At 69.1% G+C, this 19850-nt stretch carries 18 protein-coding genes; 15 read left to right on the top strand and 3 right to left on the bottom strand.

Features of this window, described 5'->3' with window-relative positions; genetic code table 11:
- Positions 1 to 33 precede the first annotated feature (33 nt).
- Positions 34 to 1413 carry a CHAD domain-containing protein gene (locus ABD116_RS41755; RefSeq protein ID WP_425552044.1) on the top strand — a complete coding sequence of 460 codons (1380 nt, stop codon included), beginning with the start codon at positions 34 to 36 and terminating at the stop codon, positions 1411 to 1413.
- A 15-nt stretch (positions 1414 to 1428) separates the two neighbouring features.
- Here ABD116_RS41755 and ABD116_RS02260 read toward each other — a convergent pair whose 3' ends face one another.
- Entirely contained in the window at positions 1429 to 2592 is a 1164-nt protein-coding gene (locus ABD116_RS02260) for a DUF1015 domain-containing protein (RefSeq protein WP_343964212.1), read from the bottom strand.
- Between the two features lie 24 nt (positions 2593 to 2616).
- Between ABD116_RS02260 and ABD116_RS02255 the strand changes: the two genes are divergently transcribed.
- The 13 genes from ABD116_RS02255 to ABD116_RS02195 all read left to right on the top strand — a co-directional run bounded on the left by ABD116_RS02255 (position 2617) and on the right by ABD116_RS02195 (position 17009).
- Positions 2617 to 3729, top strand: a complete 1113-nt coding sequence (locus ABD116_RS02255) for an HAD-IIA family hydrolase (RefSeq protein WP_343964210.1) — start codon at positions 2617 to 2619, stop codon at positions 3727 to 3729.
- 119 nt (positions 3730 to 3848) lie between these two features.
- Positions 3849 to 4385: a phasin family protein gene (locus ABD116_RS02250; protein ID WP_343964208.1), complete on the top strand. Its 537-nt coding sequence runs from the start codon at positions 3849 to 3851 to the stop codon at positions 4383 to 4385.
- Position 4386: 1 nt separating this feature from the next.
- On the top strand, positions 4387 to 5379 hold the full coding sequence (locus tag ABD116_RS02245; RefSeq protein WP_343964206.1) for a hypothetical protein: 993 nt from the start codon (positions 4387 to 4389) through the stop codon (positions 5377 to 5379).
- A gap of 16 nt (positions 5380 to 5395) precedes the next feature.
- Positions 5396 to 6211: a TlyA family RNA methyltransferase gene (locus ABD116_RS02240; protein ID WP_343964204.1), complete on the top strand. Its 816-nt coding sequence runs from the start codon at positions 5396 to 5398 to the stop codon at positions 6209 to 6211.
- The gene (locus ABD116_RS02235) at positions 6208 to 7179 is read left to right on the top strand and encodes an NAD kinase (protein ID WP_343964202.1); all 972 of its coding nucleotides are present in this window, start codon (positions 6208 to 6210) and stop codon (positions 7177 to 7179) included. Before ABD116_RS02240 ends, ABD116_RS02235 begins: the two co-directional genes overlap by 4 nt.
- A gap of 3 nt (positions 7180 to 7182) precedes the next feature.
- The gene (recN, locus tag ABD116_RS02230; protein WP_343964200.1) at positions 7183 to 8916 is read left to right on the top strand and encodes a DNA repair protein RecN; all 1734 of its coding nucleotides are present in this window, start codon (positions 7183 to 7185) and stop codon (positions 8914 to 8916) included.
- A gap of 74 nt (positions 8917 to 8990) precedes the next feature.
- Positions 8991 to 10172 (top strand): putative cytokinetic ring protein SteA, encoded by a 1182-nt coding sequence (steA, locus tag ABD116_RS02225; protein ID WP_343964198.1) that lies wholly within the window; start codon positions 8991 to 8993, stop codon positions 10170 to 10172.
- Positions 10169 to 11113, top strand: a complete 945-nt coding sequence (locus tag ABD116_RS02220) for a copper transporter (protein ID WP_343964196.1) — start codon at positions 10169 to 10171, stop codon at positions 11111 to 11113. The genes steA and ABD116_RS02220 overlap by 4 nt, the downstream gene beginning before the upstream one ends.
- A gap of 1 nt (position 11114) precedes the next feature.
- Complete coding sequence (locus ABD116_RS02215) at positions 11115 to 11927, top strand: hypothetical protein (protein WP_343964194.1); 813 nt, start codon at positions 11115 to 11117, stop codon at positions 11925 to 11927.
- 104 nt (positions 11928 to 12031) lie between these two features.
- Complete coding sequence (murJ, locus tag ABD116_RS02210) at positions 12032 to 13579, top strand: murein biosynthesis integral membrane protein MurJ (RefSeq protein ID WP_343964192.1); 1548 nt, start codon at positions 12032 to 12034, stop codon at positions 13577 to 13579.
- Positions 13576 to 14601 (top strand): glycosyltransferase family 4 protein, encoded by a 1026-nt coding sequence (locus tag ABD116_RS02205; RefSeq protein WP_343964190.1) that lies wholly within the window; start codon positions 13576 to 13578, stop codon positions 14599 to 14601. The genes murJ and ABD116_RS02205 overlap by 4 nt, the downstream gene beginning before the upstream one ends.
- A gap of 21 nt (positions 14602 to 14622) precedes the next feature.
- The gene (gene pyrG / locus ABD116_RS02200; protein ID WP_343964188.1) at positions 14623 to 16356 is read left to right on the top strand and encodes a CTP synthase; all 1734 of its coding nucleotides are present in this window, start codon (positions 14623 to 14625) and stop codon (positions 16354 to 16356) included.
- Positions 16353 to 17009: an NUDIX domain-containing protein gene (locus ABD116_RS02195; RefSeq protein WP_343964186.1), complete on the top strand. Its 657-nt coding sequence runs from the start codon at positions 16353 to 16355 to the stop codon at positions 17007 to 17009. Before pyrG ends, ABD116_RS02195 begins: the two co-directional genes overlap by 4 nt.
- Positions 17010 to 17013: 4 nt before the next feature.
- Here the strand turns inward: ABD116_RS02195 and ABD116_RS02190 are convergent, their stop codons facing one another.
- The gene (locus ABD116_RS02190) at positions 17014 to 17958 is read right to left on the bottom strand and encodes a helix-turn-helix domain-containing protein (RefSeq protein ID WP_343964184.1); all 945 of its coding nucleotides are present in this window, start codon (positions 17956 to 17958) and stop codon (positions 17014 to 17016) included.
- Between the two features lie 71 nt (positions 17959 to 18029).
- Between ABD116_RS02190 and ABD116_RS02185 the strand changes: the two genes are divergently transcribed.
- Positions 18030 to 19046 carry a saccharopine dehydrogenase family protein gene (locus ABD116_RS02185; protein ID WP_343964182.1) on the top strand — a complete coding sequence of 339 codons (1017 nt, stop codon included), beginning with the start codon at positions 18030 to 18032 and terminating at the stop codon, positions 19044 to 19046.
- A 47-nt stretch (positions 19047 to 19093) separates the two neighbouring features.
- Here ABD116_RS02185 and ABD116_RS02180 read toward each other — a convergent pair whose 3' ends face one another.
- Entirely contained in the window at positions 19094 to 19840 is a 747-nt protein-coding gene (locus ABD116_RS02180) for a peptidylprolyl isomerase (protein WP_343964180.1), read from the bottom strand.
- Positions 19841 to 19850 lie beyond the last annotated feature (10 nt).

The following is a 19850-nucleotide window of genomic DNA, read 5'->3' as shown; positions in this document are numbered from 1 at the left end:
CCCGGCCCGGCAGGACACTCGTCGTCCGCTGATGTGGCGCCCGGCCCGGCAGGACACTCGTCGTCCGCTGGCGCGGCGCCCGGCCCGGTAGGACACCCGCCAGCTGCCGATGCGGCGCTCGAAGTGGAAGCGCACCCGTCGGCTGCCGACGTCGTGCCAGGGGCGCGGGTGGATGCCGGCCCGGACAGCGGAGTGGGTGACGCCGATTCGTTGGCCGTCGGTGCCGGGATTGCGGGTGCTTCTGGGGTTGAGGCTGACGGTGGAGGGGATTCGCCGGATGGCGGTGCCGAGGTTGTAGTGGGGGCTCCTGTGGGCGGGGTGGCGACTGCTGAGGGTGTGACGGATGGTGCTGAGGCATTGGCTGCGGTGGGGGCTCCCGCGGTTGACGTCGCGACAGTTGAGGGTGTGGCGGGTGCTGCCGGCGCTGGGGCACCGAGGGCAGTGGGGGCTTCTGCGGTTGGTGTAGCGGGTGCTGGGAGTGAGGCTGGTGGTAGGGCGGCGGTCGCGGAGCCGGTGGTGGGGGCGAGTGGGGTTGGGGTGGGTGTTGCGGTGGCGGGGGCTGTCGGGGACGGCGGTGGGTTGTTGGTGGGGGAGTTGGTGGGGCGGGCTGTTGAGAAGGGGGGTCGGCGGTTGGGGAAGGCCGTGCGGATGGTGGAGCGGGGGGAGGAGGACGCGATTCATCAGGTGCGGGTTTCGTGCCGGCGGTTGCGGAGTGATTTGAAGTTGTTCAGGAAGGTGATCGCGGGGGATTGGGGGGAGAAGCTGCGGGTTGAGTTGGCTTGGTTGGCCAATAGTTGCGGGGAGGCTCGGGATCTTGAAGTGATAGCCGAGTTGGTGCGCGACGGGGTGACCAGCGAGGACGACGCGGAGCATGTGGCGACGATTCTGGGGACGTTGACTGCCGGGTTGGAGCGGGCGTCAGGGCAGTCGGCTGAGGTGGTTTTGGGGGAGCGGACCGCCTTGCTGGTCAGGGAATTGCAGGTGGTCGCGGCTGCGCCTGAGCTCAGCGGGTTGGCTGAGAAGACCAGTGGTGAGGTGTTGCCGAAGCTGCTGAAGGCGGCTCGGCGGAAGTTTGAAGCGTCGGCTGAGTTGCTGAAGCCGTGGTCGCCGGATGATGACTGGCATGAGGTGCGGTTGCTGGCCAAGCGGGTCCGGTATGCCGCGGATACGAGCGCGTCGGTGCTTGGTGACGAGGCGCGCGACATCGCAGTACAGGCGGCTAGGTTCCAGGAGTTGCTAGGGCAGCATCAGGACCACTGTGCGGCGGCGGATGCGCTGACGAGGCTCGCACAGGATGCGGCTGCTCAGGGTGATGCGGAGCTGTCGTTCACGCTCGGCCGACTGACCGAGCGGCACCGGGCGGCACGCAAGCCGCTTCGCGAGGAGTTCCTCAACCAGTACCACCGACCCTGAACGACCAGGGCGCTACTAGCTGAGCATCCGGAACAGGAGCCCCACGCGTGGCTTGGGGCCGAATGAGGTCGCCTTCTGGGGCAGTACGGCGCCACGCGCGGCTGAGTGCAGCACCTGGTCCATCCGGGGCGCCACAAGCTCCACAGCGGCCTGCTGCGGCCCGGCGAGGGCTACTGCGTCCGCCAGCGCGTGGTGGAAGGTGATCTCGTCCGCAGGTACTCCCCACGCCGGTAGCAGTTCGCGATGCAGCAGAGCGACTGTAGGAGTCACCTGCCCCTCAGTGGACTGCAGCGTCACCCAAGACGTCCCATCAGTGATCGCTATGCGGTCCGGTACGCCCTCCACGCGACCAGGCAGCACCTGCCAGCCACTCGGCGTACGGGAAGACACCAGGGCCAGGGTGAGCCCCGGTACGACGCGGTGGATCGGGTCCAGCGTCAGCGGGTGCCGGTCGTTGTCGACCAGCATGGCCAGGCCGACATCGGTGCCGTCGCGGTCAGGCTCGCGCCGGTTGCGTTCCAGGTACGCCGCGTAGCGGTGATGCCCGTCGGCGATCAACGCCTCGTGCGTCGCCAGTTCGTCGGCGATCTTGGCCAGGATGACCGGGTCGTCGATCCGCCAGATCCGGTGATGGGCCCCGTTCTCGGTGTCGGCGACCAGCCAGGGTTCACCCGAGCGGGCGTCGTCGACGGCGTCACTGGCCGCCCCACCACCGCCGTACGCGAGCAGGATCGGCTCCAGATCCGCGTCCGTCGCCTCCATCAGCTCGAACCGGTCGTCGACCCACTGCGGCATGACGTCCTCGTGCGGCAGTACCACCCGGCGGGCCGGGTCGAGCGCGAGTGAGCCGACCAGCCCACACAGTACGGCGCCCTGGAACTGCTGCTCGTACACGTAAAGAGCAGGCCGGTGGTCCTGGATCACCACGCCCTCGCGCTGCCACGTGGACAGCCTCCGCGCGGGCTCGTCGTACCGGCCGGGGCCCAGCTCGGGATCGCGTGGAAGGATGAGCCTCACCATGTTGTGGAGATCAGAGTCAGTCAGCCGCCGGACGATGGCGGGTTCCAGTACGTCGTACGGTGGCGAGGTCACCGCGCCGAGCGCGCTCACCTTGCCCGCGACGAACCGCCAGGCCCGCAGCGGGTCGAGCCGCAGGACGTTTGCGGACGCTTCTGACATGGCCGTGATCGTACGGGGGGAAGCATGACCAGGACACAGGAATCGCCCGCCCCACTGTCGGCTTGTGACGAACCGCTCGCCGGCCGGTACGACGTTGCGCTCCTCGATCTCGACGGGGTGGTCTACGTCGGCCCCGACCCCGTGCCGGACGCGCCGGAGAACCTGCGCAAAGCGGCCGCGGAGGGTATGCGGATCGGGTACATCACCAACAACGCGAGCCGGCCGGCCTCCGTGGTCGCCGAGCACCTGGCGTCGTTCGGGCTGGACGTGATCGGCGAGGACGTCGTCACGTCGGCGCAGGCGGCGGCGAAGCTGATCGCGAAGGAGTTCCCGAAGGGGTCGCCGGTGCTCGTGGTCGGTGGCGAGGGGCTGATCGCGGCGCTGGAGGAGTACGAGCTGAAGCCGGTCCGGAGCAGCGACGCGAACCCGGTGGCCGTCGTACAGGGGTTTCATCCCGACGTGAACTGGGTGATGCTCGCGGACGGTGCGCATGCGATCAACGAGGGCGCGAAGTGGTACGCGACGAATCTCGATCTGACGATTCCGACCGCGGGTGGCAAGGCGCCGGGCAACGGGACGCTGGTCCAGGCGGTGCGGGCGGCGGTCGAGGTGGATCCGATCGTGGCCGGCAAGCCGGAGGCGCCGCTGCTCGAGACGAGTATCGAGCGGTTGAAGGCTGAGCGGCCGTTGATGATCGGGGATCGGCTCGACTCGGACATCGCCGGGGCGCACAACGTCGGGATCGCGAGTCTTTGGGTCGCTACCGGCGTACATGATGCTTATGACCTGGCTGCGGCGCCGAAGAACGAGCGGCCGACGTACATCGGGGCCGGGCTGGGGGCTTTGCGGGAGAAGCATCCTGGGGTGACGGTCGACGGCGCGAAGCACAGCTGTGAAGGCTGGACGGCTTCGGTTGTTGACGGCGCAGTGGCTGTGACCGGTGAGGGCAAGCCGTACGACGGGTTGCGGGCGATCCTCTCGGCTGTCTGGGCGGCGGTGGACGCACCGGCCAAGCCGGTTGCGAAGACGGCGGCGAAGAGCGCTGCGCGCGGGCGGCGGCCGTTGCCGAAGCCGGCGCCGGAGCTGGGGTCGATCAAGATCGGCGAGGCGCTGCATCGGGTCGGGCTGGACAAGTAACGCTCGGTATGGGCGGAGGCGGGCTGGTATTGCGGGCTCGGCGCGATACCGTGGCTGGCAACTGAGCCTGACCGGGGCGACGGCGCCAGGACAGACGAGTACGGAGGTTTCTCATGGTGATGGATGCATTGCGCGGCTACGTACAGCTGGCGAACGGCCTGACCGAGGTGACGAAGCAGCGTGCGCAGCAGGCCGCGAAGGCGCTGTTGCAGCAGACCGGCGCGGACGCGCTGACGGCCGGCGTGACCACCAAGGTGAGCGACCTGGCCGAGGAGATCGTTGCTACCAGCAAGAGCAACCGGCAACTGCTGCAGGCGATCGTGGCGAACGAGGTCGAGGGTGCTGTTGCGCGGCTCGGGTTCGTACGGTCCGAGGAGGTCGCTGCGCTGAGCCGGCGCCTCGACGGGCTGGAGCGCGAGCTCGCCGAGGCGAACGACGCGCTGGTCGCCGCCGCTGCTGCGTCGGCTCCTGCTCCCGCGTCGGCTCCTGCGTCGTCGTCCGCGTCCAGGCCGGCGGCGAAGAAGTCTGCCGCGAAGAAGTCCGCGGTGAAGGCGCCGGCGGTCAAGAAGGCCGCGGCCAAGAAGACGTCGGCGGCGCCGGCGAAGAAGGCTGCGGTCAAGAAGACGGCCAAGAAGGCCCCGGCGAAGAAGGCGTGACGTGACCGACCACCCCGGCGAGCAGTTCCCTCCGGCAGTCGACCCCGACGTCGAGCCCGGCCATGACGCCGAGCCCGACGAACAGTCCCACCCCGACTACGACACCGAGCCGGCGCCGGAGTCCCGTACTGCTTGGGTGAACCCAACCCTCCAAGGGCGGCCCCACACGGACCCCTTGCTGGCAGGCTTCACCGTCTACGGCGACCCAACCCGGGAACCCGACCCGGACCCGGACCCGGTCGAAGACACCGAGCAGGCCTTCGAGGCCTCACTCGAGGAGCCGACCCAGCACTCCTACGTGGACGACGGCTCAGACGACTCGTACGACGAGCCGACCCAGTCGTACGAGCCGGATGAGCACCACACTGCCCCAGTACCTTCGCCCAGCGCGGGCCTCCCACAACCGGCCGCATCTTCGTCTGGCCCGGGTTTGCCGGGGCCGGATGCTGTGGCTGAGGAGCCGGCTTCGAATGGGCCCGTAGTACCTGCTGCGTCTGAGCAGCCGCCCCCGCGGCCTGCTGCTCCGGCACCTGGTCCGGCGTACCCGCGGCCGGCGGCTCCGGTGCCTGGGCAAGGTTTTGCTCGGCCTACCCCACCTGGCGAGGGTTTCCCACGACCGGCCGTGCCTTCGTCTGGCTCGGGTTTGCCGGGGCCGGATGCTGTGGCTGGGGAGGCCGCTCCTCGTCCGGGGGTGCCTGGGCAGCCGTTCTCGCGGCCGGCGGCTCCGGTGCCTGGTGCGGCGTATCCGCGGCCGGGGACTCCTGTGCCTGGGCCTGCGGGTGCTCGGCCTGCTGCTCCGGCGGCTGTTGTGCAGGCGGCTGGTGAGGAGCGGGGGGACGATGAGGTGCATCCGTTGGTTGAGGATGTGGTGGAGCGGCTGGAGGGGTTGGGGGAGTTGGCGGTGGGGGAGCATGCGGAGGTTTATGCGGAGCTGCATGAGCGGCTGCAGAGTGCTCTGGTGGAGGCGGACGCCGAGTATGGCGACCGGGGTTGAGTGATCGCGGGGACCGATGGCTAAGGGCGTGAAACGGTCCCGGCTGGATGCTGAGTTGGTGCGGCGTGGGCTGGCTCGGTCGCGGGAGCAGGCCAGTGAACTGGTGCTGGCCGGCAAGGTGAAGGTCGCGGGGACGGTGGCGACCAAGCCGGCGACGGGAGTCGGCGCGGATGCGGCGATCTTGGTCGACACGTCCGAGACCGACGATCCGGGCTATGCGAGTCGCGGTGCGCACAAGCTTGTCGGTGCGTTGGAGGCGTTCAGCGAAGTACAGGTGAAGGATCGGCGGTGCCTGGATGCAGGGGCATCGACCGGTGGATTCACCGATGTGCTGCTGAGGAACGGCGCGGCGAGTGTGATCGCCGTGGATGTCGGCTACGGGCAGCTCGTCTGGGCGTTGCAGACGGACGAGCGCGTGACCGTGATGGATCGGACCAACGTCCGCACACTGACTCTGGAGGACATCGGCGGCGAGCCGGTCGACCTCGTCGTCAGCGACCTCAGTTTCATCTCGCTGACGATCGTGATGCCGGCCCTGCTCACCGTGGTCAAGCCCGACGGCGACCTGGTACTGATGGTGAAGCCGCAGTTCGAGGTCGGCAAGGAGCGGCTGGGCAAGGGCGGCGTCGTCCGGGACCCGGTACTGCGCGCCGACGCGGTCCGCGGCGTGGCCCGGAAAGCGGCCGATCTCGGCTGGGGCGTGGCCGGTGTCGCGGCCAGTCCGTTGCCGGGTCCGTCAGGAAATGTCGAATACTTCCTGTGGATACGCCGTACGGCGCCGCCGCTCGATGAGACGATGCTCCGGACCGCTATCGAGAGCGGCCCGCAGTGACCGCTGCGTCGACAGTCGAAGGGCAGGTCCCCGTGGTCGAGCCGGAGCCCCGGCGCGTGCTGTTGGTGACGCACACCGGTCGCGACCTGGCCGTGGAGGTGGCCCGCGAGGCGCACCGCCTGCTGACCGGCGCCGGCCTGGTGGTCCGGTTGCTGTCCGAAGAGTTCGAGGCGATGAAGCTCGAACCGGTCGAGATCGCCGAGGATCCGGAGAAGGCGGCCCAGGACGTCGAGCTGATCATCGTGCTCGGCGGCGACGGCTCGATCCTGCGCGGCGCCGAACTCGCCCGCCCGCACGGTACGCCGGTGCTCGGCGTCAACCTCGGCCATGTCGGGTTCCTGGCCGAGGCCGAGCGCGACGACCTGGAGCGGATCGTCGACGTGGTCGTCGATCGTACGTACACGGTCGAGGAGCGGATGACGCTCGCGGTCGACGTGTGGCACGACGACGAGCTGATCTTCGACACCTGGGCGCTCAACGAGGCCAGCGTCGAGAAGGCCGCCCGGGAGAAGATGCTCGAGGTAATGGTCGAGGTCGACGGCCGGCCGCTGTCGCGGTGGGGCTGTGACGGGGTGGTGGTCGCGACGCCGACCGGCAGTACGGCGTACGCGTTCTCGGCGGGCGGGCCGATCGTCTGGCCTGAGGTCGAGGCGATCTTGATGGTGCCGCTCAGCGCGCACGCGTTGTTCTCGCGGCCGATCGTGGTGGCGCCGACGTCGCAGCTGTCGATCGAGCTGATCGCGGCCTGGCACGGACGCGGAGTGCTGTGGTGCGACGGGCGGCGGATGGTCGAGGTGCCGCCCGGCGCGCGCATCGTGGTGAGGCGGGGCAGGACGCCGGTCCGGCTGGCGAGGGCGCACGAGGCGTCCTTCACCGACCGGCTCGTCGCCAAGTTCGATCTACCGGTGCTCGGCTGGCGCGGACGCGCCGAGCGCGACCGCAACAGCAGTACATCAGAGGAGAACTAGACCATGCTCTCGGAGATCCGCATCACGGGCTTGGGCGTGATCGAGGACGCCACGCTGGAGCTCGATCCGGGGTTCACGGCAGTCACCGGCGAGACCGGCGCCGGTAAGACGATGGTCGTGACGGGCGTGAACATGCTGCTCGGCGGTCGCGCCGACAGCGGCCTGGTCCGGCACGGCGTCCGGCGGGCGCGGGTCGAGGGTCGGGCGAGCAAAGTACCGAAGTCGATCGTGCAGCAGGCCGAGGACCGTGGCGGCGAGCTGGACGACGACGAGTTGCTGATCGCACGCGAGCTGTCGTCGGAGGGTCGCTCGCGGGCGTTCCTCGGCGGCGCTTCGGTGCCGGTGTCGGTGCTGGCCGAGGTGTCCGGCGACCTGGTCGCGATCCACGGGCAGGCGGACCAATGGCGGTTGCTGCAGCCGGCCCGGCAGCGCGAGACGCTCGACACCTTTGCGGGGAAGCCGGTCCTGGTTCCGCTGGGGGAGTACAGCACGGCGTACCGGCGGCATCGGGAGATCGAGACCGAGCTGACCGAGCTGACGACGCGCGAGCGCGACCGGCTGGCCGAGGCGGATCTGCTGCGCTTCGGGCTCAACGAGATCGCCAAGGCGGAGCCGTTGCCGGGCGAGGATGTCGAGCTCGCGGCCGAGGAGGAGCGCCTCGCGTACGCCGATGGCCTCCGTACTGCGGCCACGACCGCCGCCGAGGCACTCGCGTCCGAGGACCTGGACTCGACGCGGCCGGCCGACGTGCTCGGCCTGCTGGCTCTGGCGAAGCAGGCGCTGGATGGCGAGCGCGAGCACGATGCGAAGCTGGCCGAACTGGCCGATCGCGCGAGCGAGCTCGGGTACCTGGCGGCTGACCTGGCCGGCGAGCTTTCGTCGTATGCGTCCGATGTGGACACTGATCCGGCCCGGCTCTCGGTGGTGAGCGAGCGACGTTCGTTGCTGACGACGCTTGTTCGTAAGCATGGTGGCGAAGAGGGCACAGTCGACGAGGTGCTGGAGTGGGCGAAGCGGTCCGCCGCGCGGCTGGCCGAGCTGGACGGCAGCGACGAGCGCGTCGAGCAGCTCACCGCCGAGCTGGCCGAGCTGCGGGCCCAGCTGAAGGATCTCGGCGACCAGGTCAGTACTGCGCGCCGCGAGGCGGCGGCCCGGCTGGGCGTCGCCGTGTCCGAGGAGCTGAGCGGGCTGGCGATGCCGCACGCGACCCTGACCGTCGAGATCCACGAGACGGCGCCCGGGCCCTATGGCGCCGACGAGATCGAGTTCTGCTTCGCGGCGAACCCGGGGAGCCCGGCGCGCCCGCTGCAGAAGGCGGCCTCGGGCGGTGAGCTGTCGCGGGTGATGCTGGCGCTCGAGGTGATCCTGTCGGACACGCACCCCGTGCCGACGCTGGTGTTCGACGAGATCGACGCCGGGATCGGCGGCCGGGCCGCGGTCGAGGTCGGCAAGCGGCTCGCGCGGCTGGCGGAGAAGGCACAGGTCATCGTGGTGACCCACCTCCCGCAGGTGGCCGCCTTCGCGGATCGTCACGCTGTGGTGCTGAAGAGCGACAACGGATCGGTCACCACGAGTGGTCTGGTCGCGCTCGACGACGATGCCCGGCTGAAGGAGCTCTCCCGGATGATGGCCGGTCTGGAGCACTCCGACGCGGCCCAGGCGCACGCCGAAGAACTGCTCGCTCTGGCGGCCGAAAGGCACAAGAAGCCGAAGAAGAAGACTGGTTCAAAAGGATGATTTAACGCACCGTCACCGGGGCACCGGCTGAAAAGGCGGGCGGAAGGCTCTTGACATGGCAGGATGAGTAAGCGATGAAGCTGCCCAGTCTGCGTCGAGCACGCCCACCTGAACTGCCCGGGACCGCCGGGGTGGTCCGGCTGGATCGCCGTACCAAGAATCTCACCAAACGGCTCAAGCCGGGCGAGATCGCGGTCATCGACCACGTCGACCTGGACCGGGTCAGCGCCGAGGCCCTGGTGGACTGCAAGGTCGCCGCGGTCGTCAACGTGGCCGACTCGATCTCCGGGCGCTACCCGAACCTCGGTCCCGAGATCCTGGTCGAGGCCGGCGTCCCGCTGGTCGACGGGATCGGCCGCGAGGTCTTCTCGGTCCTGCACGAGGGCGAGCGGGTCCGGCTGAACGACGGCATCCTGTACAGGGGTGAGGAAGTCGTCGCGAAGGGCGTGGTCCAGGACAGCGCGTCCGTCGCCCAGTTGATGGACGACGCCCGCGCGGGCCTGTCGACCCAGCTCGAGGCGTTCACGGCGAACACCCTGGAGTACTTGCGCCAGGAGCGCGACCTGCTGCTGGACGGCATCGGCGTACCGGACGTGCACACGGCGATGGACGGCAAGCACGTGCTGATCGTGGTCCGGGGCTACGACTACCGCGAGGACCTGGTGGCCCTGCGGCCGTACATCCGGGAGTACCGGCCGGTCCTGATCGGTGTCGACGGTGGCGCGGACGCCCTGGTGGAGAACGGCTACGTCCCCGACCTGATCGTCGGCGACATGGACTCGGTCAAGGACGAGACGCTCAAGTGCGGCGCGGAGGTCGTCGTGCACGCGTACCGCAACGGCCACGCGCCGGGATCGGAACGGCTGGAACGGCTCGGCGTCGAGTCGATCGAGTTCCCGGCCACCGGCACCAGCGAGGACGTCGCGATGCTGCTGGCCGATTCGAAGGGTGCCTCGCTGATCGTCGCGGTCGGCACCCACAACTCGCTGGTGGAGTTCCTCGACAAGGGACGCTCCGGCATGGCGAGCACCTTCATCACCCGGCTGCGAGTAGGTGCGAAGCTGGTGGACGCCAAGGGCGTCGGCCGGCTCTACCGAAGCCGCGTTTCGACCCTGCAGGTGGTCGCGCTGATCGCGGCCGGCCTGTTCGCGCTCGGCGTGGCGATGGTCGCCATCGGTGCCGACGACGTGGTCTGGTCGATCCTGCGGGCGCGCTGGAACGACTTCGTCTATTGGATCCGGGAGCTGTTCACGTGATCGACTTTCGCTACCACATCGTCTCCATCGTGGCGATCTTCTTCGCCCTCGGCGCCGGTGTGGTGCTAGGCGCCGGACCGCTCAAGGGCACCGGCAGCGACCTGGTCCAGGCCCAGGCCAACAAGGACCGGGCCACCGTCGAGGACCAGCGCGAGCAGCTGCTGCAGACCAAGGCGCTGGACAAGTACCGCGACGACTACATCGCCAAGGTGACCTCGAACCTGACGACCGGCAAGCTGATCGGCAAGCGGATCGTGGTGGTCACGATGCCGAACGCGGACAGCGACATGACGGACGCGATCCAGGCCGCGATCGAGAAGGCCGGCGGCCAGGTCACCACCAAGGTCTCGCTGGACAGCAAGCTGTTCGACCCCGGACAGCGCCAGCTGGTCGAGCCGCTGGTCAACGACCTGGTCACCAGCGACCTGCAGTTCCCGACCGAGAGCAACACCTACCAGCGCGCCGGGATGATCCTGGCCCGCGGGGTGGCCGCCAAGGAAGAGGCCAAGACGGTCGACACCGAGGCGGTCAAGATCATCAACGGGCTGAGCAGCGCGAAGCTGGTGTCGCTCAAGCCGACGCCGAAGGACCGCGGCAGTCTGATCGTCGTGGTGGCCGCCAAGCCGCCGACGCCGGCGCCGGACAACTCGTCGTACAACGAGGCAGTGGACTTCGCCGAGGGGCTCGACTCGGCCAGCGCTGGTGTCGTGGTCGCCGGGATGCCGGAGTCCGCGCAGAACGGCGGGTTCCTCAAGGCGCTGCGGAGCAACGCCGACGCGACCAAGGCGCTGTCGACGGTCGACGTCGCGAACCTGCCGAGCGGGCAGATGACGGTCGTGTTCGCGCTGGCCGAGCAGGCCGGCGGCAAGGCGGGACAGTACGGCGGGATCGATGCGAAGAACGGCGTCGCGCCGTCGGCTGACCAGGTGAAGGGCAACTGAGATGGGTTTGCTGGGTGCGGTGATCTCTGCTGCCGCGACGGCCGGGCTGGAACGCGCCGCGGCGAAGCTGCCGAAGGAGAGCCGGGCGCCGTTCGAGCGGACGAACCACCGGGGCGAGACGGTGACGTTGCTGGAGGGCCCGATCGCGGTGCTCGGCGCGCTGGCCGGAGTCGCTGCTAGCCGGTCAGACGGTCGCGTGAAGGCGGCTGCTTTGCTGGCCGGCTCGGTTTCGGGTGCTGTCGGTGCGTACGACGATCTTGCCGGAGCGACCGAAACCAAGGGGTTCCGTGGGCATCTGACCGCATTGCGCCGCGGCGAGGTGACCAGTGGGGCCGTGAAGATCCTCGGGGTCGGCGCGGCCGGTCTTGCTGCGGCCGCGTTGCTGCCTCGCCGGTCGAAGGGCTTCGGCGCTGTGGTCGAGGTCGTTGCCGATGGCGCCTTGATCGCCGGTACTGCGAACCTCGCGAACCTGCTGGATCTCCGCCCCGGCCGGGCGTTGAAGGGCATCACCGCGGTCAGCGCTCCGGTCGCTCTTGTGGCTGGTGGACCTGCCGGCGCAGTCGTCGGAGCCGCTGTTGCTTCCGCGCCGTCGGACCTCGGCGAGCGCTCGATGCTCGGTGACTGTGGGGCCAACGGGCTCGGCGCGATCACCGGTACTGCGCTCGCGTCCGCCCTGCCGCGTCCGCTGAAGGTGCTCGTGCTCGGTGCGGTCGTCGCGCTCAACCTGGCCAGCGAAAAGGTCAGCTTCACCAAAGTGATCGCGAACACCCCCGTCCTCGACAAGTTCGACCAGTGGGGCCGACGCCCCCGGTGAGCACAGGCGGACCGGATCGCCCGGCCGAGCCCGCCGGTTCGGGCGGAGCGAGTCGCCCAGGTGCGCGGATTGCGCAAGCCGCGCTGTTGGTTGCCGGTGTCACCGTGCTCGCGCGCGTTGTCGGGTTCGGCCGTTGGCTGGTTTTCTCCAAGACCGTTGGCGCCGGCTGCCTCGCCGACGCCTACGCGACGGCCAACCAGCTCCCCAATGTGGTTTTCGAAATCGTCGTTGGCGGAGCGCTTGCCGGTGCGGTCATCCCGGTGCTGGCCGGGCCGGTTGCTCGAGGCGATCGGGCAGCCCAAGGGCGGATCATCGGTGCGCTGCTGACCTGGTCGCTCGTACTGCTGACGCCTTTCGCCTTGCTGGCTTGGCTTTTCGCTTCGCGCTACACCTCCGCGATGCTCGACGCCGGCCCCGAGTGCGGCGGCTCCGGTTCCACCGCCACACGCATGCTGCTGATCTTCGTGCCCCAGGTCTTCGGCTATGCGATCACTGTGGTCGCAACAGCGGTTCTCCAATCCCACAAGCGTTTTGCCGCCGGTGCGGTAGCCCCACTCATCTCCAGCCTCGTAGTGGTCGCCACCTACTTCGCGTTCGCCGCCATGGCTCCCACTGCAGACAGGGCCTCGCAGGGCGCAGCCGACTTGCTTGCCTGGGGCACCACTGCCGGCGTGCTTGCCCTAGCCCTCACTGTCCTGGTCCCGATGCTCTTCCTGCGCCTGCCGATCAAACCGACCCTGCGCCTGGACCCCGGCGTCGGCCCGGTACTACGCAAGCTCGCCGCCGCAGGTCTTGCCGTGCTGGTCGCCCAGCAGCTGGCCTTCGTCGTCACGACCTACCTGGCCAACCATCGAGGCGCAGCAGGAAGCATTGCCGTCTACACGTGGGCCAACGCGGTCTACCTCCTGCCCTACGCAGTACTGGCCGTACCGATCACCACTGCGGTCTTCCCGCGCCTGGCGGCTGCCTACGAGTCAGGCTCAGCCACCTTCGACCTCTATGCCGCCACCTCGACGCGAGCCGTCATGCTCGCCGGGGGAGCCGGTGCCGCACTGCTGGTTGGTACTGCGGTCCCGGTCGCCCGCATCTTCGCCTACAACGACGGACAGGTGCAGGAGGCCCAGGCCACCTCACTCGGCGCAGGACTCGTCGCCTTCGCCCCCGCGATCATCGGCTTCGCAGTACTGATGCATGTCGGCCGGGTGCTCTATGCGCGTCACGCCGGACGCCAGGTCGCAGTAGTGACCGGGGGAGCCTGGCTGATCGTTGCGATCGCCGGGATCCTGCTAACGCTGCAGTGGGACGGTTCTGAGGCTGTAGGAGCACTAGCGGCTGCTATGTCGATCGGTATGGTCGCAGGGGCCGTCGTATTGCTCGTGGTCTTGCGGCGGCTGGCTGGACCTGGTGTGCTCGGTGGGCTGTCCCGCGCGACGCTTGCCGCGCTCGTCGGCGCAGTACTGGCCGGTGCGGCCGGGTGGCTCGTCGCGCTTCCGGCTGGTGACGGCGGCTGGGGCAGTGCGCTGGTGTTCTCGATACTCTCCGGCCTGGCGGTCGTGATCGTGTACGCCGCGGTCGCGGTCGCTCTGGATCGTCCGGACGCCCGAGCGCTCCTGCGCCGGGGTGTGCCAACCGTTGTGGAGGAGACGTCATGAGGATCGGCCTGCTGCTGGCGGAGTCCCGGGGTGGGATCGGGCAGCACGTCGCCTCGCTGGTGCCGCGTTTCCTCGAGGCCGGCCACGAGGTAGTGGTCTGCGCCCCGCCCGGTACTGCCGAGCACTTCGACTTCGGCGACGCGACTGTCGTAGTACAGGCCGCTGGATTGCGTGGCTGCGACGTGATCCATGCCCACGGCTACCGAGCCGGTACTGCGGCCCTGCGCGACCGGGCGAATCTCCGGCCGCTAGTGGTGACGTGGCACAACGCCATCCTGACCACTGGACCGCGCGGCCTCGTCATGCGGCTCGGGCAGCGACTGGTTGCTCGAGGAGCCGACCTGACTCTAGGAGCGTCTAGCGACCTCGTTGAGCTCGCCAAGTCGCTGGGCGCCCGGAAGGTGGAGTTGGCGCCGGTAGCGGCTCCCGCGTTGCCAGAGGCCCGTACGCCGGCTGCCGAGGTCCGCGAGTCTCTCGGGCTTGGGGACGGGCCGCTGGTGCTCTCGGTGGGGCGGCTGGCTCCGCAGAAGGATTACCCGACCCTGTTGTCGGTGGCGGCGGCGGTGGCGTCTGAGCGCCCAGACGTTGTTTTCGCGGTGGTGGGGGACGGGCCGCTCAAGGAGAACCTGCAGGCACGGATCGACGCCGAGGGGCTCCCGGTGCGACTACTTGGGCACCGGAGCGACGTGGCTGACCTGCTGGGGGCCGCTGACGTGTTCTTGCTGACCTCGCACTGGGAGGCGCGGGCGCTGGTGCTCCAGGAGGCAATCCTGGCAGGCGTACCGGTGGTGGCGACGGCGGTGGGCGGCGTACCGGAGTTGGTGGGCGACGCTGCGCTGCTGGCCGCGGCCGGGGATGCAGCGGGACTCGCCGCGGCGGTACAGGAAGTTTTTTCTGATCCGGACAAGGCGGCCGCTATGCGGACAGATGGCCTGAAATTAGCCGCGGAGTGGCCGGACGAAGACGAGGTTGCAAAGAATCTGCTCGACATCTACGCGGGTCTCGTCGCGACCACCGGCTGACAAGAGGTAGCCTTAAAGCCCGTGGACAGAGCTTCGTTCGGGCAGCAGACCAAGCACGTATTCGTCACCGGTGGCGTGGCCTCCAGTCTCGGCAAGGGGCTGACCGCGTCAAGCCTCGGCAGCCTGCTGACGGCACGGGGCATCCGGGTCACCATGCAGAAGCTGGATCCCTATCTCAATGTGGATCCCGGCACGATGAACCCGTTCCAGCACGGCGAGGTGTTCGTCACCAACGACGGCGCCGAGACCGACCTGGACATCGGGCACTACGAGCGGTTCCTCGACCGGGACCTGTCCCAGGTCGCCAACGTCACCACCGGCCAGGTCTACTCGTCGGTGATCGCGAAGGAACGCCGCGGCGAGTACCTGGGCGACACCGTCCAGGTGATCCCGCACATCACCAACGAGATCAAGGACCGGATGCTGGCGATGGCCGGCCCGGACGTCGACGTGGTGCTGCACGAGATCGGCGGCACCGTCGGCGACATCGAGTCGCTGCCGTTCCTCGAGGCCGCCCGCCAGGTCCGGCACGACGTCGGCCGCGACAACGTCTTCTTCCTGCACATCTCGCTGGTGCCCTACATGGCGCCGGCCGGCGAGCTGAAGACCAAGCCGACCCAGCACTCGGTCGCGGCACTGCGCTCGATCGGTATCCAGCCGGACGCCATCGTCTGCCGGGCCGACCGGCCGATCCCGGACAGCGTCAAGCGGAAGATCTCGCTGATGTGCGACGTCGACGTCGAGGCCGTGGTGGCCGCGGCGGACGCGCCGAGCATCTACGACATTCCCAAGGTCCTGCACTCCGAGGGGCTGGACGCGTTCGTCGTCCGCCGCCTCAACCTACCGTTCCGCGATGTCGACTGGACCCGCTGGGACGAGCTGCTGAAGGTCGTCCACAACCCCGCCGACCAGGTCACGGTCGCGCTGGTCGGCAAGTACATCGACCTGCCGGACGCCTACCTGTCGGTCGCCGAGGCGTTGCGGGCCGGCGGCTTCGACAACGACGCCAAGGTCAACCTGCGCTGGGTCCCCTCCGACGACTGCGCCACTCCCGAGGGTGCCCAGCGGCTGCTCGGTGACGTCGACGCGGTCTGCATCCCGGGTGGCTTCGGCGTCCGTGGCATCGAGGGCAAGATCGGCGCGATCCGGTACGCCCGCGAGCACGGCGTACCGATCCTCGGACTGTGTCTCGGCCTGCAGTGCATGGTGATCGAAGTGGCTCGGGACCTGGCCGGACTGACCGAGGCGAACTCGACGGAGTTCGACCCCGACGCGGAGCAGCCGGTCGTCGCGACGATGGAAGAGCAGAAGCACATCGTCGACGGCACGGGCGATCTCGGCGGCACCATGCGCCTCGGCCTCTACCCGGCGAACCTGACCGAAGGCTCGATCGTCCGCAGCCTGTACGGCGCTCCGTCGATCCAGGAGCGGCACCGGCACCGCTACGAGGTAAACAACGCTTACCGCGACAAGCTCGAGACGGCCGGCCTGATCTTCAGCGGCCTGTCCCCGGACCACGAACTGGTCGAGTTCATCGAGCTGGACCGCGCGAAGCACCCGTACTTCGTGGCGACCCAGGCTCACCCGGAGCTCCGCTCGCGCCCGACCAAGCCTCACCCGCTGTTCTCCGGCCTGATCGCTGCTGCCCTGGTCCGCCAGCGCGAGTCGCGCCTGCCGGTGGAGGACCTGACTGCAAAGCCCACTCCCAAGTCCAAGGGATCCAAGCCTGCGGTCGTAGAGACGGCCAAGGCGTGACCACCGACCACCCTGTACTCCGCTTCGGCGCAGGCCTGGCCGACGCGCAGGAGTCGTGGGAGGTCTCGTCGTCGGAGGTAGTGCACTCCACTGGTCGGGTGATCTCGGTCCGCCGCGACCAGATCGTCCCGCCGGGCGGTGGCGAGACCTTCACCCGCGACGTGGTCGTCCACCCCGGTGCTGTTGGGGTGGTGGCGCTGGACCGCGACAACCGCATGCTGCTGGTGCGTCAGTACCGGCATCCGGTGGGCTACCGGCTGCTGGAGCCACCGGCCGGGCTATTGGACGTCGCCGGTGAGGCGTATCAGCTTGGGGCCGAGCGGGAGCTGTGGGAAGAGGCGGCCACCAAGGCTGCTGACTGGCGGGTGCTGGTGGATGCCTTCACGTCCCCCGGGCTGACCAACGAGGCGGTGCGCATCTTCCTGGCGCGTGAGCTGTCGGAGGCGCCGGAGACTTATGACCGGCTTCACGAGGAAGCCGACATGGAGACCGTGTGGGCTCCGCTGGTCGATGTCGTCGGCGCAGTGCTGGCCGGGGATCTCCACAATCCCATCCTGGTGATGGGGGCGTTGTCTGCTTGGGCGGCGCTCAACGGGCCTGGGTTCGACAACCTGCGTCCGGCTGACTCTCCCTGGCCTGCCAAAGACCAGTAGGGCTTCAGGCCGGGGTGCGGAAGGTGCGGCGGTAGGTGTCCGGTGGGACGCCTACTACCCGCTTGAACTGGCGGCGAAGCGTTGTGGCCGTGCCCATCCCGGTAGCCGTGGCCACTGAGTCGATGCTGTCGGTGGTGGACTCCAGGAGCTCCTGAGCACGACGTACGCGTTGAGTCAGGAGCCACTGGAGTGGGGTTTGGCCGGTGACCGCGTGGAACTGGCGACCCAGGTTGCGGGTGCTCATGCTGGCTTGCTTGGCCAGGTCGGTGACCGTCAGCGGCTGATCGAGGCGTTGCTGCGCCCAGGCGATCACGCCGGCCAAGTGGTGATCGCCGGAAGGCTGCATGGGGGTGGCTACGAACTGGGCCTGGCCGCCGGGGCGATGGGGTGGCATGACCAGGCGGCGGGCGACCGTGTTGGCGATGATGGCGCCGTGGTCCAGGTGGATCAGGTGGATGCAGAGGTCGACCGCGGCTGCCTTGCCTGCTGCGGTGAGGACGCTGCCGTTGTCGGTGTAGAGGACGTCAGGGTCGACAGTGGCCTCGGGGTGGCGAGCGGTGAGCTCTGCTGTGTGCGCCCAGTGGGTGGTGGCCCGGCGGCCGTCCAGTAGGCCGGCGGCGCCGAGCGCGAAGGCCCCGGTGCAGAGGGACGCGATGCGGGCGCCTGCGTCGTGGGCTGCGCGGATGGCGTCGACCAGGTCGGCCCGGGGCGGTACATCGACGTCAGCGCAAGCCGGTACGAGCACTGTGTCGGCGGTCGCGAGCTGCTCCAGCCCGTACTCCGGGGCGAGGCTGAACGGCCCGATGTCGACGAGGCCTGGGCCGCAGAGCTGTACGTCGTACCAGTCCTCGCGCGCCAGCTCCTCCGGTGGCGTCCGGAAGATCTCGTAGGCCACTGCCAGCTCGAAATGCAGCAGGTGCCCGGCCGTCGCGATCGCGATCGTGTGCATGTCCGAAAGTGTACGCATGATGTCGTTTCGGACTCTCACTGATTGGGTCCGACCCCGGCCAGAGTGGAGGCATGCAGAACACAGTGGTGGTCTACGGCGCGACCGGTCACACCGGCCGCTTCATCGTCGCGGAGCTGGTCCAGCGCGGCTTCGTCCCGATCCTGTCCGGACGTGATGCCGGGCGGCTCGAAGTACTGGCCAAGGAGTACGACGGCCTGGCCGTCCGCCCGGCGACGGCGGACGACCCGGAGTCGCTGGACCGCGCGCTCGACGGCGCCGCCGCAGTCATCAACGCCGCCGGCCCCTTCGCCGTGACAGCAGGGCCAGTGGTCGAGGCCGCTTTGCGCGCAGGCATCCCGTACGTCGACGTCGCGGCGGAGATCGAGGCGAACACGGACATGTTCGCCGACTACTCAGAAGCAGCAAAGGCAGCCGGCGTTCCCGTAGTACCGGCGATGGCCTTCTACGGAGGCCTGGGCGACCTGCTCGTCTCAGCAGCCATGGGCGACTGGACCAGCGCCGACGAGGCCCACATCGCCTACGGCCTGACCAGCTGGCACCCCACCCCAGGCACTCGCAACGCTGGTGCCGTCTCCCACGGTCGTCGCGGGGGCCGCCGTCTGCGATTCAGCGATGGTCGGCTGCAGCACCACGATGACGAGGCGGTGCAGGAGGCGTGGAACTTCCCGGAGCCGCTGGGTCTGCGCCAGGTGATCGCCGAGTTCACCATGGCCGACGTAGTGACCGTCCCGAGTCACCTGGCGATCCCGCTGGTTCGTACCTACATGTCCGTCGAGGCTGCGAAGGACCTGTTCAACGAGGACACGCCTGAGCCGGTAGCGGTCGACACCGAGGGCCGCTCGGACCAGACCTTCGTAGTGGACGTCCGAGTCCGCGCAGGCAACGCAGAGCGCCGCCTGACCGCCCACGGCCAAGACATCTACGCCACCACAGCCCCACTGGCCGTAGAAGCGGTCGACCGCATCCTGACCGGCCGCACTCGGACCACCGGCGTCGCTTCAGCCGGCGCGATCTTTGATGCCGAGGGCTTCCTCCGGGCGCTCGCACCCACGCTGACCGTCAACTAGAACGCGGCCGCCGGGGGAGTCCCGGCGGCCGCGTCAGTAGCTGTTGTTCAGAAACTCAACCGGAGAGCCCGGAGGATGTCGGTTTTGCGGTTGGGGGTGCCGTCTACCGGTGCCGGGTCTTCCGGGGTGGGCTTGACGCCGGCGGCGGCTACCCGGTCGAGGGCCTTGAGACCGAGGCGGTCTACCGAGCCGAAGACGGTGTAGTTGGGGCGGAGGCGGGAGTCGGCGAAGACCAGGAAGAACTGGCTTCCGTTGGTGTCCGGGCCGGCGTTGGCCATCGCCAGGGTGCCGCGGGCGTAGACCTTGCGGGTGCCCGTGGTGTCGCCGGGCCACGGCGGCAGGTCGGTCGGGAGTTCGTCCTTGTACGAGTAGCCGGGGCCGCGTTCACCGGTGCCGGTCGGGTCGCCGCACTGGAGCACCTTGAGGGTGTCGTAGAGGGTGAGCCGGTGGCAGGTGGTGAAGTCGTAGAAGCGGCTCTTGGCCAGGTGCAGGAAGCTCTGCACCGTACAGGGCGCCTTGGCCCGGTCCAATGACAGCAGCATCGGGCCCTGGTTGGTGGCCAGCAGCACCTTGACGATGCCCTTGTCCGGCGTGTGCTGGGGGTCCGGCGGCAACGACACCGGCCGGGGCGACGGGTCGTCCGGAGTTGCCGTGTAGCCGCACGGGCCGGTGGTCGACGTGGTGACCGCTGTAGGTGCAGCAGAGGCCGCGGGCTGGGCCAGCGCGGTGGTGGTCGGGGCCAGCAGGCCCACGATGGTCAGCGCCGCGCCGGCGATGACTCTGGTGGCTCTCATCGATCGTTCT

Origin of the sequence: Kribbella koreensis, from assembly GCF_039525325.1 — a bacterium.
Lineage (GTDB): Bacteria > Actinomycetota > Actinomycetes > Propionibacteriales > Kribbellaceae > Kribbella > Kribbella koreensis.
Note: the sequence above shows the minus strand (reverse complement) of the source record. Positions and strands in the feature narration are given on the sequence as shown.

What these genes read in the sequence shown, in the direction of transcription:
- ABD116_RS02260 (WP_343964212.1), bottom strand. Translation starts at nt 2,592, where the DNA reads ATGTCAGAAGCGTCCGCAAACGTCCTGCGGCTCGACCCGCTGCGGGCC.
- ABD116_RS02255 (WP_343964210.1), top strand. Translation starts at nt 2,617, where the DNA reads ATGACCAGGACACAGGAATCGCCCGCCCCACTGTCGGCTTGTGACGAA.
- ABD116_RS02250 (WP_343964208.1), top strand. Translation starts at nt 3,849, where the DNA reads ATGGATGCATTGCGCGGCTACGTACAGCTGGCGAACGGCCTGACCGAG.
- ABD116_RS02240 (WP_343964204.1), top strand. Translation starts at nt 5,396, where the DNA reads ATGGCTAAGGGCGTGAAACGGTCCCGGCTGGATGCTGAGTTGGTGCGG.
- recN (WP_343964200.1), top strand. Translation starts at nt 7,183, where the DNA reads ATGCTCTCGGAGATCCGCATCACGGGCTTGGGCGTGATCGAGGACGCC.
- steA (WP_343964198.1), top strand. Translation starts at nt 8,991, where the DNA reads ATGAAGCTGCCCAGTCTGCGTCGAGCACGCCCACCTGAACTGCCCGGG.
- ABD116_RS02215 (WP_343964194.1), top strand. Translation starts at nt 11,115, where the DNA reads ATGGGTTTGCTGGGTGCGGTGATCTCTGCTGCCGCGACGGCCGGGCTG.
- ABD116_RS02205 (WP_343964190.1), top strand. Translation starts at nt 13,576, where the DNA reads ATGAGGATCGGCCTGCTGCTGGCGGAGTCCCGGGGTGGGATCGGGCAG.
- ABD116_RS02190 (WP_343964184.1), bottom strand. Translation starts at nt 17,958, where the DNA reads ATGCACACGATCGCGATCGCGACGGCCGGGCACCTGCTGCATTTCGAG.
- ABD116_RS02185 (WP_343964182.1), top strand. Translation starts at nt 18,030, where the DNA reads ATGCAGAACACAGTGGTGGTCTACGGCGCGACCGGTCACACCGGCCGC.
- ABD116_RS02180 (WP_343964180.1), bottom strand. Translation starts at nt 19,840, where the DNA reads ATGAGAGCCACCAGAGTCATCGCCGGCGCGGCGCTGACCATCGTGGGC.